Below are 15,594 nucleotides of genomic sequence, written 5' to 3'. Positions count from 1 at the left end.
GGCCAACTCACGGCAGGTGACGATGGCAGCCGGCGACCAACTGCTTGAGCCCGTCCATGTTCTGAATGGTGACGTCGCGGCCGGTGATTTCCACCAGCTCCAGGTCGCGCAGGTGGGCGATGCCGCGACAGACGGTTTCCAGGCGCAGGCCCAGGTAGGAGCCGATCTCCTCCCGACGCATCTTCAACACAAAGCAGCGGGACGAATAACCCCGGGAGTTCAAGCGTTGCGACAGGTTCAACAGGAACGCCGCGAGGCGTTCATCCGAATTCATGTTGCCCAGCATCATCAGCATGTCGTGATCGCGAACGATTTCCCGGCTGAGGATTTTGTTCAGGTTGTGCTGCAGTGACGGCAGCTCCCGGCTCAGTTTTTCCAGATGACCGAAATGGATGGGGCAGACTTCGCTGTCTTCCAGCGCGACCGCATCGCAGGTGTGCAGGTCCGAACTGATGGCGTCCAGACCGAGCATTTCACCGGCAATCTGGAATCCGGTGACTTGCTCGCGACCGTCGATCGACAGCACGCTGGTCTTGAACGACCCCAGCCGCACGGCATAGAGCGAGCGTAAAGGGTCACCGGCACGGTAAAGCGCAGCGCCTTTCTTGACCTTCAGTCGCTGGGTGATCAGCGTGTCCAGGCGCTCGATTTCCCCACCGCTCAAACCGAGCGGCAGACACAACTCCAGCACGCTGCAACTGGAGCACGCCGTTTTGAGTTGTTGATTGCGACAAGAGCGAGTTTCTGCCACCGAAAAGCCCTCACTTTCAGCCTGTTCAGCATAGTTCTCGGGTCGCCATTGGCACGGAAAAAACGTCGTCAAACGACGAATGGATCCGGGCTGTCAGACATTCACGTGCATCAGAAACCAGCCATGAATCAGTGTGGCGACGTCTCTCATTCAGTTGATAAAAATCAGTGATTCAGACGTGTGCCGCCAGATAGTTGAACGGCAGCGTTTCCTGATTGTGGTCACACGCAGAGAAACTCACGCCCCTGTCGCTCTTCAGGAAATCAGGTTTGCAATCTTCAAGGTAAACGTTTCAGGGAGAGGCACGTGGTGCTCAAACTCAAACGCATTCTATTGATAGCCCCTGGTGAAATGACCCTGACCCCGGCGTTTGAGCGCGCCTGTGCGCTGGCTTGTGCAGGCGGAGCGCTGTTGCACATCGTCGCGTTCGATTATGTCCCGGTGCTGGCAGCGGCCGGACTGTTTGCGCCCGAGGCAATGGCCCGGGCGCGGGAAGGGTATCTGCAAGTGCATCGGCACTGGCTGGAGCAGCAGGCCCGCTTCAAACGATGCATCGGCCTGAACGTGACCACTGAAGTGGTCTGGGCCAGATCGAACCTGGCGCACGTGCTTGAGTACGTGAACGACTTTCATCCGGACCTGGTCGTCAAGGATACCCATTGCGTCCCGGCTCTCGACCGGGCTTTCCATCGCTCGCTGGACTGGCGCTTGCTGCGCGAATGTCCGGCACATCTGCACCTGGTGACTCGCGCCGGGCATGCCAGACCAATGAAGATCCTTGCGGCGGTCGATCTGTCGCATCTGGAAGCACTGACGCGGGGGTTGAACGACCGGCTACTTGACCTTGCTTGCAGGCTGGCGGCCGATTGCGGCGCGGCGCTGCACCTGCTCAATGTCGGTTGCTGGGCAGTCATGGATGAGGGGACCGCAAGTGTGCCGACAGGCAGCCTGGACGACAGTCTGAAAGACTCAATCGAGGACGCCCAGCAAGAAGCTTTCGAAGCACTCGCCGAACGCTATGGCATCCCGAGTTCATGCAGACACTCGCTGACCGGCATCCCGCGAAAGGTCATCGGGCTGTTTGCCCGGCAGCACGCTTTTGACATGGTGGTTCTGGGGATGCTCTATCCCGACGGCAAACACCGGCTCATCGGCAGTACTGTCGAGAGCCTGTTGAACCAGGCTCCTTGCAGTCTGATGATCGTCAAGTCGCCGCAACCCTCCGATTGAAAGTGAGCGTTGTCAGGTCAGCAGTTGATAAAAATCAACGGCTCCCGAGCCAAAAGGAGCGCTCAATAGTGCTCCTCCGAGCGTTCAAGGAAACGGCCATGCGAATCACATTTCTGGGTGCTGCCGGCACGGTGACGGGCAGCAAGTATTTGCTCGAACATCATGAGCAACATGTGCTGGTCGATTGCGGCCTGTTCCAGGGCTACAAGCAACTGCGACTGCACAACCGCGACCCGTTGCCGCTCCCTCCCGGCGGTCTTGACGCGATTGTGCTGACCCATGCCCATCTCGATCACAGCGGCTATCTGCCGGTATTGGTACGCAATGGTTATCGCGGCCCGGTCTACGCCACGCCAGCGACCTGTGAACTGGTAAAAATCCTGCTGCTGGACAGCGGTCGATTGCAGGAAGAGGAGGCTGAGTTCGCCAATCGGCATGGTTTCTCCAAGCACAATCCGGCGCTGCCGCTTTACACCGAACAAGACGCGGCACGAGCGTTGAAACTGTTGCGGCCGGTGGAGTTGCACCACAAGCTTCAAATTGTCCCCGGCATGACCATCGAACTGCGCTGCGCCGGGCATATTCTGGGCGCAGCGACGGTCACGGTAGTTGCCGACGGACAATCGCTGGTGTTTTCAGGGGATCTTGGCCGACCGGATGATCCCTTGATGCTCGCCCCGGAAACGGTCGAGCAAGCAGACTTTCTGCTGGTGGAGTCAACGTACGGCGACCGAAAGCATCCAGCCGAATCACCCCATCAACAGTTGGCCGAGGTCATTAACCGCACTGCGTTGCGCCGAGGCATCACGCTGGTGCCATCGTTCGCAGTCGGACGTGCCCAATTGCTGATGTATCACCTGTATCAATTGAAACGCACAAAAGCGATTCCGGATCTTCCTGTCTACCTGAACAGCCCCATGGCCACTGACGTCACGGGCCTGTATCAGCGATTTCGCAGCGAGCACAAATTGTCTGCGCAGGACTGCGACGGGATGTGCCATGTCGCGCAGTTTGTCCAGACGGTCCAGGACTCGAGAGAGCTTGATCAAATGCGCACGCCGGCGGTGATCATTGCTGCCAGCGGCATGGCGACGGGAGGGCGGGTTGTCCATCATCTCAAGGCGCTGGCTCCCAACGCGCTCAACACATTGTTGATGCCGGGCTTTCAGGCCGGTGGTACCCGTGGGGCGCAGATTGTCGCGGGCGCTCCCAGCGTACGCATCCATGGCAGGGACGTACCCATCAACGCCGAGGTGGTGCCCATGCAAACCCTGTCGGCGCATGCCGACGCCGATGAAATCATGCAGTGGTTGCGTGGATTCAAGCGGCCGCCGAAACACACCTTCGTGGTGCACGGTGAACCAAACGCTTCCGACACGCTGCGCCGCCGTATCAGCCTGGAACTGGGATGGTCGGTGTCGGTGCCGGAGTATCGCGACAGCGTGGATCTGGCTCGATTTGACTTCGATATGGATCGGCAGCGCTGACGCAGGGATACCCCCAACCGTTTGCGGCGTGGATTGTTGATCATTATCAAGGGTCGGTCGCGTAGCCCGGCGCAGTCTGGTTCAGCGCCCACCCCCGGCAGATGACCGCGATGCTGGCCTGATGCCGAGGCGCTCAAGGTCATCGGCGACGGCCACTCATGGCGAGCTCACGACACTGCTTCGAGGGATGTAACGGTGACTGCATGTCGGATTGTCTTCGGCGATTGGAGGTGATCGATGAACATTGAAATCAGTGGACCAAGCGGCGACCAATGGATCGTGCGAATGGATGCGTTCGTGGTCAGGTTTGACAGCAAGGTCGCTGCGCAATCTTTTGTCGATCAGCTCAAGGCAAGGATCGATGCGCCTCATGTGTGGCCAACAATTGTCGATACAGCGCCGTTTGCACGACCAAAGGTCGCGCGCGCCCGTGATCCCGTCGCGCTATGACCGACGCACTGGGTCTGGCCGGAGCCGCCGCGGCGCTGGGGATCGGCATGCTGGTCGGTCTGGAGCGCGAGCGGCACAAAGGGCGCGGTGACAGCCGTGCCTGCGCCGGGTTGCGCACATTTGCGATCACGGCGTTGCTGGGTTACGTCGCGATGCAAGTGGGCGGCGCGCTGCTGGTGGGCATTGTGGGCGGCTGTCTGGCGGTGCTGATCAGCGTGGCTTATTGGCGCAGCCTGAGCAGTGATCCAGGGGTAACCAGCGAAGTGGCCTTGCTTACGGTGCTGGTACTGGGCGCGCTGTGTGGTACAGCGCCGGAATTGGCAATCGCCGTCGGCGTGGTCATGGCGGGGCTGTTGGCTTACCGGCAGAAACTCCATCACTTCGCCCGCAGCCAGTTGAGCGAAGCGGAGATGCGCGATGGGCTGGTGCTGCTGATCGCAGCGCTGGTAGTGTTGCCGCTGACGCCTGACCGGTTCATCGGCCCCTACTCGGCGCTAAACCTGCGCACCCTTTGCACATTGACCGTGTTGCTGATGGCCGTCGGCGCCATCGGGCATATCGCCGTGCGCACGTTGGGGGTGCGCTACGGCTATGCGGTCAGCGCCATCGCCTCCGGTTTCGCCTCCAGCACCATGACGATCGCGGCGATGGGGCACATCGCTCGCAAAGACCCGGAGCACCTGAAGGTATTGAGTTCGGCGGCCCTGCTGTCGAACCTGGCTACGGCGGCGCAGGTCGCGCTGATCCTCGGCGCGGTCGACACCGCGCTGTTGCCGCACCTGTGGGGACCGTTGCTGGCCGGAATCATCGTTACGCTGCTGTTCAGTATGTGTTTGCTGTTCCCCAAACCTGCGGTCGCAGCGAACCAGCCGATCAAGGTCGGCGGGGCGTTCAATCTCAAACTCGCGCTGGCGGTCACGTTGACCATGGCCGGGGTGACGTTCTTGTCTTCGTTGATGCTCGACTACTTTGGCGAGGCGGGCGTGATGCTGACCGCCGTACTCAGCGGATTCGCCGATGCGCATTCTTCCACGGCTTCGATTGCCACCCTCGCCAAGGGTGGTCTGTTGGCTTACAGCGCCATTGCGCCACCCGTGCTGCTGGCGGTCAGCAGCAACGCATTGAGCAAATGCCTGGTGGCCTGGATCAGTGGCGGACGACGTTTTGCCGCGTATGTCATACCCGGCCAGATTCTGCTGACCGCTGCCATGTGGGCCGGTCTGCTGGTGAATCAAGCGACGATTTGACCGGACACTGACAAAAATCAAAGTGGTTGTCGGTAAAAGGGCCAGCGTGAGTTTAATTCCCTGCCATCGCTCAATGTCGAGGTGCACCATGTCACAGGAACCCCGCCTGCTGCTGATCGCTCCATCCGCCATGGACCACACTCCGGCATTCGATCGTGCCTTGGCATTGGCCCAGGCGCTGCAAAGACCGCTGCATATCGTGGCGTTCGATTATTTACAGGCGCTGGCCGTGGCCGGACTGTTTGCCCCCGACCAGGTCGCAGTGGTCCGTGACGCCTACCTGGAGAAGCATCGCCATTGGCTCGAAGAACAGGCGACCCGGATGCGTGGACACGGGATCGTCGTCACGAGCGAAGTGGTGTGGGTTCAGGACCCGTACGCGGAGATTGTGCAATTCATCAATGAAATGCCGCTGGTGATGATCATCAAGGATGCCCATGAAGAGTCGGCCCTGAAACGGGTGTTCTTCACCCCGCTGGACTGGCAACTGCTGCGCGACTGCCCGATTCCGGCACACTTGGTGACCAATGCCTTGAACCCACGCCCCCGTCATGTTCTGGCGATCATCGACGTGCTGCGCAGCGAAGATCAGGATCTGCTGTTCAACGACCAGATCATCGACGCGGCATCGAAGCTGGCCGAGGTGTGCAATGCCCGGCTGCAGTTATTGCACGTTTACGATTGGACCGCTGCGTATGCGCAAGACTACGGTTTCGGCGCGTTACCGCTGGCCACCGGCATCTACGAGGCATTGGGGACGGCACAGCATGAGGCGTTTGCCGCGATGGCCGAGCGTCACGGCGTGTCGACGGACTGTCGCCATTTCATCGAAGGTGTGCCGGTGCCGGCCATTTGCCGATTCGTCGAAGAGCAGAATGTCGATGTCATCGTCGCGGGTACGGTGCAGCACAAAGGCATGAGCAAACGGCTGGGCACCACCGCCGAACAGCTCCTGCACCGGGCACCGTGCAGTGTGTTGGCGATCAAGCCGGGCAGGGGGCTTTAGCGCCGAAGCGCCGGCGATCGCCCGTTTGGACGATCGCCGGCCGCAGAGGCTAAAAATTCAGGCTGTGAATGACCTGGCGAGGATCTTCAGGATCGCTGTTCCGTTCAAACCCCAACGTCCGGGCCAGGTCCCGCATTTGGGCGTTGCTGGCGGCATCGACCGAGTACATTCGGTGCATTCCATTCTTGCGCGCCGCCGTGATCAAGTGCTCCATCAATAATGTCCCCAACCCCAGATGCGTCCATTCATCGGCAACGGTAACGGCGCATTCGCACTCGTGTTCACCCGTGGCGGCATAGCGGCTTACGCCGATTTCGATCAATTGACCGTTGTCGTGCACCAGCGCTACATAAGCCAGGCGCAGGCGATTATCGGTGTCCATCAATTGGTCCAGCATCGTGCCCGACGGTTCGTTGATCTGCGCCAGAAAGCGCATATGTCGCGACTCGGGAGACAAGCGTTTGATGAACGCATATTCGCGTTCCCGATCCTTTTCCGAAAGAGGCCGGATCAGTACATGACGACCGTCCTTGAGTGCTTCGATCCAGTGTTGGCCGGCGATCGAGGCATAGGCAACGGCGGCTCGTTCGTTGTGGTCTTTGACGGTGAGCATGAGGAGAACCTCCCTGCGGTTTTGGAGACGGGCACGGGACACAGCGCCCCGCAGTCGCTTTCTTTCTACGCCGCTCGAAGAGCAGGAATCTGATCTGGGTCAGAGACCGGCGATGTTGAATCGTCCGGAGTTGATGTAAATCAACTGCGCGCCGGCAGTCAGGCTCAGTCTCAAAGCCTGTGGTTGTCTTGCGGAGGTGTGTGATGGGGCAATATCAACGTTTGCTGCTGGTCGCCGACCGGACCCTGCATCAGACGCCCGCCATGCTGCGCGCGGTGGCGCTGGCCAAGGCGAGCGGGGCGGCGCTGGATGTTCGGGTATTCACTGAGCCGGCCCCGGTTGTCCGGCTGTGGGAGGACAAAATCGACGAGGCCGGCTATCAGCGATACCTGCGTCACCATCGTCGCTGGGTTGCCGATCAGCTTGAACAACTTTCAGGACAGGGATTGGAGGTGACAGTGGAGGTGGTGTTCACCACGCACCCGCAACTGGACATTTTGCGGGCTGTCGCAGACCTCAATCCTGATGTGTTGATCAAGGACGTGGCGATGGAACCCCTGCTTAAACGGGTTTTCATCACGCCGCTGGATTGCCATTTGCTGCGCGAGTGCCCCGTGCCCGTGCATCTGGTCAACGAGGTCCGTTACAGCCTGCCGCATCGCATCGTCGCGGCCGTGGATCCGTTCGATCCAGAGACCCAGATCAGCGGTCTGAATGACACCATCATTCAGACTGCCAACGCGCTGGCCGCGCAATGTGACGCGCCCATGCACCTGCTCTACGCTTATGACCTGTCACCGGCATTCAATGGCGATGCGCCGTTGGTCGGTGCCGGCTGGGGAATGGATTTTGTCGAGGAGCTGCGGCAGTCCCTGCATCAGGCGTTCATCAATCTGGCCGAACGCTACGAGATTCCACCCGAGCGACGCCATTTTGTGATGGGGCTGCCGGTGCCGGTCATCAGCGAGTTTGTCGAGCAATACGTGGCGGATGTGGTCGTGATGGGCACCGTACACCGGACCGGTATCGATCGATTGATCGGCAGCACTACCGAACGGGCATTGTATTCGGTACCCGGTAGCATTCTGGCAGTGGGGCCGGGCGTCAGAGCCGGCGTAGACAGTCACTCAGCTGACGAGAGGTTGCCATGAGCCAGTATCAGCGGTTGCTGCTGATCATCAATCCGCTCCTGCGCGAGTCCGGCGCGATCAATCATGCAGCAGCGCTGGCCAGGGCCAGCGGCGCGCGTTTGCACCTATTGGCGCTGATTCCTTCGCCCGAAGGTTTGTCGCTGCTGGAAACAGGCAACCGGCAACAGGCGCGCGAGGCATTTCTTCAGGATCATCGGCAAACGCTGGAGGCCCGGGCGGTCAATCTGCGCGGCAGGCGGATCGAGGTGACCATCGAAGTGGAATGGGCCGCTGATGTGGAGCAGCGCATCCTTGATCACGTCAAAGCGTATGAGCCCGATCTGCTGATCAAGGAAATCGAACAGGCGTCGGCCCTCAGACGCGCGTTTTACACGCCGCTGGACTGGCAATTACTGCGCGATTGTCCGGTACCTGTCTATCTGGTGGGCGGAAGCGGCTATGTATTGCCTCGCAAAGTGCTGGCGGCGGTCGAGGTGTCGGATATCGAGTCCGCCGACAACTCGTTGAACGAGCAGATCATCCGGCAGGCCAATGCCCTGGCCATTCAGTGCGACGCCGAGTTGCACTTGCTCTATGCCTGCGATATTTCCGCCGGGTACCTGGCGGACATGGGCGGATTGCCGCTGGCCGAGCTGACCCGGTCACTGCGCGAGGACCTGCAAAAATCGTTTCTTCGACTGGCCGGGCATTTCGGTGTGGCCTCCAGTCAGCGCCACTTCATTGAAGGCCGGCCAGTCACTGTGCTGAGCGAGTTCGCCGACGAGCAGCATGTCGATGTCATCGTGATGGGCAGGGTTCGCAAGCGGGGTCTGAGCAAGTGGTTGGGCAGTACCACCGAGCACATTCTTTATCAGGTGCCTTGCTGCGTTCTGGTGGTTTGACGAGGTTTGCCAAGCTGTCGGCAGGGGGAGGCGTCGGACACGTCGCCATCCAGCTCGCCAAAGCGATGGGCGCCAAAGTGTTCACCACCGCGCGCGAAGCAAACGCCGAGTTCGTCCGCCGCATGGGCGCCGATGTGATCATCGACTACGAAAAAGAAGACTACGTCGACGCCATCCTGCGGGAAACCGATGGCCTCGGAGTGGACGTGGTGTTCGACACCATCGGCGGCGACTCCCTGTCGCGCAGCCCTGACGCCCTCGCACAACTAGGCCGCGTGGTCTCGATCGTCGACATTGCCAAACCACAAAGCCTGGTCCAGGCCTGGGGCAAGAACGCGAGTTATCACTTCGTTTTCACCCGCCAGAACCGCGGCAAGCTCGATGAATTGAGTGCCCTGGTGGAGCGCGGTCAACTTCGGCCCCATGTTGGCGCGGTGTATTCGCTTGCGGAGATTGCGCTGGCCCATGCACGGTTGGAAAGTCCCAATAACGGTCTTCAAGGGAAGATTGCGATTGCGGTCGAGCCGGCGCTTCGGTCGAGTTCTGTGGGGAATGCGTCATGATTTATGAGATTGCCTTGCTGCCTGTTCATGCAGAACGTCGTGAAGCGTTCAGACGTGCATTTACCGAGATTGCACCTTTACTCCGCCGCGCGAACGGGTACGGCGGGCACATGTTGGCGCAGGGGATTGAAGCGCCTGAGCGGTTCAATTTGATCGTGCGGTGGGAATCGCTTGAGGCTCATACAGAGTTTGAGGCAGGGGAGAATCACAGGATTTTTATGCTGGGGCTGGAGGGGTATTTTTCGGAGGAGCCACAGGTTTATCACATTGAGGGGGCGGCTTTTAATGCCCGTGAAGGTGATGGGGATCTTTGGCCCGGAAACTGAATCACGAGTCCTTCAGTAAAAGGGAGCAGATTCATTACCTGAATCTGCTCCCTTTTTTTGTTCGATGAATTCAGCCGTTGGCCTCTGCTCTCTTTTCCGCCGTCACGATGCAAGCCTTGTAGAAATTGTTCTGGAAATCGCTGATCGATTTCTGCTGCTGGCTCTCGGTTGAGTACTGAGGAATCGCGTACGCCTCGCGGATCAACGTCCTGAACAGCTCACCCACATACTCGCTTTGCTTGCCTGCCGCTTCGGCCAGTTCCGACAGCGAAGCCATGGGCACGCCTTGCTGCCTGCTCTTCATGACCTGTTTGGCTGAATTTTCTATCCGTTGGCACTCTTCGAGCTCTTCCTGCGGCACAGGGGAGGCAAGAGCGGAAAAACTGATGGCGAAGGTTATTGCTGCTGCAAGGCATTGTTTGTGCACGAAGTGTCGTCCCTGGTTTTGAGGCTGAACATTATCATTCGGCACTCAGTGGCACCAAGGCCGGTGAGAGTAGAGCGGAAATGGAAAGGTCTCCTGTTGTTTCTTAATGGTGTCTGTTGTTTCGAAGCATCTCCAGACCGGCTCCAGGCTCCATGACCTATCTCGAACTAAGAGACAGGTTGCGAGCGGGGCGTCAAGATTGCCAAGGCAATTGCCACGATGAAGAGCGCCGGCACATCACCTGCCAAGTGTCCCATTTGCCCCGGCTGGGTGGCCGCCTGGACGGCCATGATTGCTCCGTGCACGACGCTGGACCACACGGTGAACCAGATCAGGCTCAGATTGGCTAACGGATCACGTGCGGCCAGGATCAAGAACACGCCCAGTGTGGCGTAGATGCCAACGATCATCAGCGGGTAGTCTGAGTGGCCGATGTGCCAGGCCCAACCAGACGGCCAGAACACCATGAGTGGATAGAGGGCAAGGCACGCGAAGCCAGCCAGAACCAGAACAACGCGCAAAAACCTGAGGCGATCAATTACGGTCATGGAGAAATTCTCTTTGGGCCCGCTCTAAATCAACCACGTGTGGCGTGATGACGCCTTCACGAGCCTGGTGGATAAGGTTTTCCTTTTCTGTCGTCTACCGCTGACGTGTCCTATCGCCTTGCCTTGCGGATTGAAAACGCGCACACCGTCGAGTTTTCCAGGTCGGCCTCTGGGTCACCGTTGCCGCCCCAGCCACACCACAGATTGGGTAACCGGCCGGTATTGACGTTATGAAGTGATTATTTCAACGGCAGAAGTTGCCAGCCGCTCCCCGTTAACCATCACATGCACTGCATGCTCCCCCGCATAGTGTTTCCTCGTAGTGAAATCCTTGATCACCTGCCGCCGCGCCACAACCTCACTTCCAAACCCCGCCAAATCCAACGTTTTCAACTTGAAAACCTTGGCCGACGTCCCGCCATTGGCCTTCACATAGTCAATCGCATAATCAATCACCAACCGCTGTTCAACGGGCACCAACGATCGAACGGTAAACGATAAAGTAATCGTCTCCCCAAGCCGCACAACCGCCGGTTCCACCTTCACATCCAATAACTCGACCTCAGCCTTTGCCCCAGCACCGATAACCGCGAGCGCCCGCAATTCCCCCTGTTTGATCAAACTCCGCAACGCATGTTTGGCAATCCAGGCTGTGTGCTTGTTATCCAGCGACCATCCTTCAACTGTGTCCAGCACCCAATCAGGATGCTCTTTGGTCACGTCATTCAAATGATTCGCCACGGACTTGCGCACGTACAAACTTTCATCGGCCTTCAACCGGTCAAGAATCCCGGCTGCCAACAGGGGATCAGCCTGCACCGGTTCCAGCCGAAACGACCAAGGCAGGCGCGGACGACTGCCTTCGCTGGCCAGTCTTCGGACATGGTGGTTTTCATCTCGCGCCCAGTCGTGCATCAGTTCCAGCGAACGTTCCAGGTCGCTGCGCAGGAAATGGCGGATGGCGAATTCGGAGGAGCCGAAGGTGGTGAAGTACTTCAGGGCTTCCATCGAGGTATCGAACGCGTGCGCGCCGTAGCTCGCGACATAGTGCGGCAGGCACATGCTGACGAAGCCGCTGTTCAGTCGCGGGGCAAGTTCGCGCAGGACGGCGATGGAGTCTGCGTAATCCAGCGGCAGCACGTGGTGCAGGCTTTCGCTGACGCGGGCCATGCGCTGCATGACAGAGAGGTCGGCGAGGCCGTCGTTGGCATGCTTGAGAAATGCCTTGGCCTTGAACGCCGGGTACACGGCGCTCATTTCTGTGGCGATGTGTTGCAGACGTTCGGCGTTGAAGATTTCTTTCAGGGCCGGGGCGGCGGTTTCGGTGGTGCTCATGGTCAGGTCATCGGGGTGCTGATGAACGCCTGGGTGCTTTCGGCGTACGCGGTGTATTGGGCGATGCGCGGGAAGCGCTCCGCGTCGATCTGGTCGGGGACGACGAGGCCGGTGAAGCTCCAGGCGACGGCGAGGGTAATGCCGTTCTGTTGGAGGGGGCCGTCGGTGGGCAACGGGTGTTTTTCGAGTTCCTGTTCAATGGCGGCAAAGGCGGCGGCGAGTTGGCTTTCGACGCGTTCGACCCACGGCTGGTATTGAATCTCGGCCGGGCGCAGGTTGCGTTCGTAGTAGAGCTGCACGGCTTTTTCGCAGGCGGCGAGACCGAGGCCGATCAGGCGCAGGGCTTTGACCCGTTGCGTCAGGTCTGCAGGTAGCAGGGTTTTGCCGGACAGGGCTTCGAGATAGTCGAGGATCAAGGTTGAGTCGATCAGTACTTCGCCGTCATCAAGTACCAGGGTCGGCGCCTTGACCACCGGGTTGATCTGCTGGAAGCGCTCGAAGTGACGGAACACCGAGACCGGGTCGTGTTCCAGTTCGATCCCCAGGCATTTGGCGGAGATCGCCACGCGGCGCACGTAAGGGGAGTCCAGCATGCCGATCAGTTTCATGACGCGTTCCTTCAAGTCGAACCGGAGAGGACATAACGTAGCTGAGGTTGGGGGGATTTGTCAGTCTTTGAGAAGGGGCTGGTTTCGCGGTCAATGATCGTAACGAATTGCGACAAAGCGCCGCTCGTCCGACGTTTGTCTTCTATATACAGCCGCTCGACTGAATTTCTTGCTATAAACGCACTCCGATGAGCGCTGTGAAGCTTGTGTCAGAGCAGTTTCCGAGCCTTGTCGGACAAATTCCCGGTATTTACAGTTGCTGAGGCCTCAAACGGGCCTTAGACTGCCGCCCCTTCGTAAATTGAGTGCCGGGTGGCGTTTGCAATAAACGATGCCTTTCCGATGACCGCAGGCGGTTCGCCGGAACGCTCCCTAATTCGCCTTAATGCACGTTTTTTATAGAGATATCAATGACAAAGGACAAGTTGCTGGCCATGCCGGCAGATGACTACATGAATGCCGAGCAACACGCTTTCTTTCAAGAGCTGTTGCAGAACATGAAAGTCGAAACCCATGAGCGCATTGAGCAGAACCGTATTGCCATCGAAAGCCTGGACACCCCGGCTGACCCGGCGGACGCCGCATCGGTGGAAGAAGAGCGCACCTGGCTGGTGAACGCGATTGATCGCGACCAGCGCATGCTGCCGCAACTCGAGCAGGCCCTTGAGCGTATCAAGGAAGACAGCTTTGGCTGGTGCGACGACAGCGGCGAGCCGATCGGCCTGAAACGCCTGCTGATCAGCCCGACCACCAAGTACTGCATCGAAGCTCAAGAGCGTCACGAGCAGATCGACAAGCATCAGCGTCAGGCCTGATTCCTGAGGCGGCCCCTTCGCTGTGGGTCGTCGCGAAAAGATCGCAGCCTTTTGCAGTTTCTCAGTGAACTGCAAAAGTCTGCGATCTTTGCTTTTTCTCGTCTGCCGAAAAGTCCTGCCCACCATTCCATTGACCTGCCACAGACCCACGACTAACGGACCATGGATAATGGCGTTGTAGTGGCGTTTAATGCAGCCACAACAATGAGAACAAGCGTGGGGTAACAAAATGACGAGAGATGGATCTCTGGTTGCGGCTCGGCCTGCACCAGTTGTTTTGCCGAAGAATCGCTGGATGACGCCGACCCTGCAAAGCATCGCACTGATGCTGTTGCTGACCGCGATGACGCTAGGCGAATGGCCCTTGTACGTTGGCATGCCGTTGGCCGTACTGATCGTCTGGCTGCCGCGCCTGCGTTCCCGGGCGGTCTCTGATGCGCAACCGGTCGATAGCAGCAACGCGATGTCCGAGCTGACTCGCGACCTTTCGTACACCACCAGTCATAACGCGCTGTCGGCTGCTGGCGTGGCTTTTTCCGTCAGGGAGCTGGCGGGCAAGCTGCAATCGCAACTCGACGCCGCTGCGCAGATCGTCAATAACGCTGAAGTCATGATCGCCACTGAACAGGCCACTTCGCAGCTCAGCCGCGAGGCATTGGGCGCTGCCAGCGAAGCCCATCACAGCAGCGCAGCAGGGCGCACCGAACTGGTGGATTCGATCTCGCGCATGCATCAGCTCAGCCAGCGCGCCAATGCCAGCCGCGAACTGATAGAAGCCTTGAGCCAGCGCAGCGACGATATTCAGCGCGTGACGCTGGTGATCCAATCCATCGCCAGTCAGACCAACCTCCTTGCACTGAACGCCGCCATCGAAGCGGCCCGGGCCGGCGAGCACGGTCGCGGTTTTGCAGTGGTGGCGGATGAAGTGCGCGGTCTGGCGGCGCGTACTGCGACGGCCACTGGCGAGGTGGGCGAGATGGTCGCCGACATTCAGCAACGTACGGCGCAGGTGGTGGAGCAGATCCGTCAGCTCTCCGACGATTTGCACACGGGTGTCGAGCAGGTCGAACACACCGGTCAGCACCTGGAAAACATCGCACGACTGGCGGCCGGTGTAGAAAACCAGGTCAGCGAAATTGCCCGGGGTGCAGAAACCAATCGTGAACAGCTCGACAGCCTGTTCACTGCCATCGAACAGATGCGCAGCGATCTGGCGATCAGCGACCAACAGACTCGTCGCCTGGCCGAGGCCGCGGTGCAGATGGAGGGCCAGGCAGAAACCATCAGCGAACGCCTGGCTGAAGTCGGGCTGGATGACTATCACCAGCGCATCTACGACCTCGCCCGCGAAGGGGCCAGCCAGATTGCTGCGCGCTTCGAGGCTGACGTCGAGCAAGGGTGCATCAGCCTTGAAGAACTGTTTGACCGCCAGTATCAGCCGATTCCAGGCACCCAGCCGGCCAAGTTCCAGACCCGTTTCGACCGCTACACCGATCAGGTGCTGCCGGCGATTCAGGAACCGTTGCTGCCGCGTCATGAAGGCCTGGTATTCGCTATCGCCTGTACGCAGCAGGGTTACGTGCCGACCCACAATCAGGTGTTCAGCCAGCCACTGACCGGGGACGTGCAGGTCGATACCGTCAACAATCGCACCAAACGCAAATTCGCCGACCGCACGGGCATCCGCTGCGGCAGTCATCAGCAACCGGTACTGTTGCAGACCTACACCCGCGATACCGGCGAGCTGATGCACGACCTGTCGGTGCCCATCATCGTCAAGGGACGCCACTGGGGTGGATTGCGTCTGGGCTACAAACCGGAGAAACCGCGCTGAGGCATTGTTGCCGGAACTGCAATTAAGCTGTGCAGCGGCGTTGCTGTTTCCTCTTGATCCACTTCATTAACATGCCCGCATAGTTAGGTTGCTAATGAAGTTGGGAGGTCAGCATGCAATGCAGAGTCGATGTCGCGGTGATGATCGGCAGCGGTGTACCCGCCGGACTGCGCGCGATGGGGCAAAGTGTCTGCTGGGTGGTGCTGCTCAATGGCGAGCAGCGCGGCACCGCTTTTGCCAGTCGCGATGAAGCCGAGGAGTGCAGGGCGGCTTGGCTCGCGCAGTTGGGCGCCAGAACAGAGAACAGCCTGCACTGATCGAA

Annotated in this window: 17 protein-coding genes and 1 pseudogene; 12 read left to right on the top strand and 6 right to left on the bottom strand. The window is 59.3% G+C overall.

The window, feature by feature from the left end; all coding sequences use genetic code 11:
* Positions 1-7: 7 nt before the first annotated feature.
* Entirely contained in the window at positions 8-751 is a 744-nt protein-coding gene (fnr, locus tag AC1MDC_RS02515; RefSeq protein WP_085687692.1) for a fumarate/nitrate reduction transcriptional regulator Fnr, read from the bottom strand.
* A 309-nt stretch (positions 752-1,060) separates the two neighbouring features.
* Here fnr and AC1MDC_RS02510 point away from each other — a divergent pair, with 309 nt between their 5' ends.
* The 5 genes from AC1MDC_RS02510 to AC1MDC_RS02490 all read left to right on the top strand — a co-directional run bounded on the left by AC1MDC_RS02510 (position 1,061) and on the right by AC1MDC_RS02490 (position 6,171).
* Positions 1,061-1,981, top strand: coding sequence for a universal stress protein (locus AC1MDC_RS02510; RefSeq protein ID WP_480392487.1), 921 nt, complete (start codon positions 1,061-1,063; stop codon positions 1,979-1,981).
* Between the two features lie 98 nt (positions 1,982-2,079).
* Positions 2,080-3,468: an MBL fold metallo-hydrolase RNA specificity domain-containing protein gene (locus AC1MDC_RS02505; protein WP_480392486.1), complete on the top strand. Its 1,389-nt coding sequence runs from the start codon at positions 2,080-2,082 to the stop codon at positions 3,466-3,468.
* Positions 3,469-3,705: 237 nt separating this feature from the next.
* On the top strand, positions 3,706-3,918 hold the full coding sequence (locus AC1MDC_RS02500; RefSeq protein WP_480392441.1) for a hypothetical protein: 213 nt from the start codon (positions 3,706-3,708) through the stop codon (positions 3,916-3,918).
* Positions 3,915-5,165 (top strand): MgtC/SapB family protein, encoded by a 1,251-nt coding sequence (locus AC1MDC_RS02495; protein ID WP_480392440.1) that lies wholly within the window; start codon positions 3,915-3,917, stop codon positions 5,163-5,165. Before AC1MDC_RS02500 ends, AC1MDC_RS02495 begins: the two co-directional genes overlap by 4 nt.
* An 88-nt stretch (positions 5,166-5,253) precedes the next feature.
* Positions 5,254-6,171 carry a universal stress protein gene (locus tag AC1MDC_RS02490; protein ID WP_085698224.1) on the top strand — a complete coding sequence of 306 codons (918 nt, stop codon included), beginning with the start codon at positions 5,254-5,256 and terminating at the stop codon, positions 6,169-6,171.
* A 49-nt stretch (positions 6,172-6,220) separates the two neighbouring features.
* Here AC1MDC_RS02490 and AC1MDC_RS02485 read toward each other — a convergent pair whose 3' ends face one another.
* Positions 6,221-6,784, bottom strand: coding sequence for an N-acetyltransferase family protein (locus AC1MDC_RS02485; RefSeq protein ID WP_480392439.1), 564 nt, complete (start codon positions 6,782-6,784; stop codon positions 6,221-6,223).
* Between the two features lie 203 nt (positions 6,785-6,987).
* On the opposite strand from AC1MDC_RS02485, the gene AC1MDC_RS02480 reads away from it, so the two are divergent.
* The 4 genes and pseudogenes from AC1MDC_RS02480 (at position 6,988) to AC1MDC_RS02465 (ending at position 9,705) form a co-directional block, all read left to right on the top strand.
* Positions 6,988-7,935: a universal stress protein gene (locus AC1MDC_RS02480; protein ID WP_480392438.1), complete on the top strand. Its 948-nt coding sequence runs from the start codon at positions 6,988-6,990 to the stop codon at positions 7,933-7,935.
* Entirely contained in the window at positions 7,932-8,816 is an 885-nt protein-coding gene (locus tag AC1MDC_RS02475; RefSeq protein WP_480392437.1) for a universal stress protein, read from the top strand. Before AC1MDC_RS02480 ends, AC1MDC_RS02475 begins: the two co-directional genes overlap by 4 nt.
* Before the next feature lie 23 nt (positions 8,817-8,839).
* Positions 8,840-9,379 (top strand): annotated as a pseudogene (locus tag AC1MDC_RS02470) (zinc-binding dehydrogenase); the annotation flags it as partial.
* On the top strand, positions 9,376-9,705 hold the full coding sequence (locus AC1MDC_RS02465) for an antibiotic biosynthesis monooxygenase family protein (protein ID WP_480392436.1): 330 nt from the start codon (positions 9,376-9,378) through the stop codon (positions 9,703-9,705). The pseudogene AC1MDC_RS02470 and the gene AC1MDC_RS02465, both read left to right, overlap by 4 nt.
* Before the next feature lie 70 nt (positions 9,706-9,775).
* Here AC1MDC_RS02465 and AC1MDC_RS02460 read toward each other — a convergent pair whose 3' ends face one another.
* The 4 genes from AC1MDC_RS02460 to AC1MDC_RS02445 all read right to left on the bottom strand — a co-directional run bounded on the left by AC1MDC_RS02460 (position 9,776) and on the right by AC1MDC_RS02445 (position 12,623).
* The gene (locus tag AC1MDC_RS02460; protein WP_085698229.1) at positions 9,776-10,132 is read right to left on the bottom strand and encodes a hypothetical protein; all 357 of its coding nucleotides are present in this window, start codon (positions 10,130-10,132) and stop codon (positions 9,776-9,778) included.
* A 167-nt stretch (positions 10,133-10,299) separates the two neighbouring features.
* On the bottom strand, positions 10,300-10,680 hold the full coding sequence (locus tag AC1MDC_RS02455; RefSeq protein WP_085698230.1) for a DUF6632 domain-containing protein: 381 nt from the start codon (positions 10,678-10,680) through the stop codon (positions 10,300-10,302).
* A gap of 228 nt (positions 10,681-10,908) precedes the next feature.
* On the bottom strand, positions 10,909-12,015 hold the full coding sequence (locus AC1MDC_RS02450) for a DNA alkylation repair protein (protein WP_480392435.1): 1,107 nt from the start codon (positions 12,013-12,015) through the stop codon (positions 10,909-10,911).
* Between the two features lie 2 nt (positions 12,016-12,017).
* Positions 12,018-12,623 (bottom strand): glutathione S-transferase, encoded by a 606-nt coding sequence (locus AC1MDC_RS02445; RefSeq protein ID WP_480392434.1) that lies wholly within the window; start codon positions 12,621-12,623, stop codon positions 12,018-12,020.
* A gap of 410 nt (positions 12,624-13,033) precedes the next feature.
* On the opposite strand from AC1MDC_RS02445, the gene AC1MDC_RS02440 reads away from it, so the two are divergent.
* The 3 genes from AC1MDC_RS02440 to AC1MDC_RS02430 all read left to right on the top strand — a co-directional run bounded on the left by AC1MDC_RS02440 (position 13,034) and on the right by AC1MDC_RS02430 (position 15,589).
* On the top strand, positions 13,034-13,438 hold the full coding sequence (locus AC1MDC_RS02440; RefSeq protein ID WP_039767046.1) for a TraR/DksA family transcriptional regulator: 405 nt from the start codon (positions 13,034-13,036) through the stop codon (positions 13,436-13,438).
* A 229-nt stretch (positions 13,439-13,667) separates the two neighbouring features.
* The gene (locus AC1MDC_RS02435) at positions 13,668-15,272 is read left to right on the top strand and encodes a methyl-accepting chemotaxis protein (protein WP_480392433.1); all 1,605 of its coding nucleotides are present in this window, start codon (positions 13,668-13,670) and stop codon (positions 15,270-15,272) included.
* A gap of 113 nt (positions 15,273-15,385) precedes the next feature.
* Positions 15,386-15,589 carry a hypothetical protein gene (locus tag AC1MDC_RS02430; RefSeq protein ID WP_085698234.1) on the top strand — a complete coding sequence of 68 codons (204 nt, stop codon included), beginning with the start codon at positions 15,386-15,388 and terminating at the stop codon, positions 15,587-15,589.
* The last annotated feature ends 5 nt before the right edge of the window (positions 15,590-15,594 follow it).

The sequence above is a fragment of the Pseudomonas sp. 1 genome (assembly GCF_056626735.1).
The sequence above is the reverse complement of the archived record's forward strand: the minus strand, read 5'-3'. Positions and strand labels throughout refer to the sequence as shown.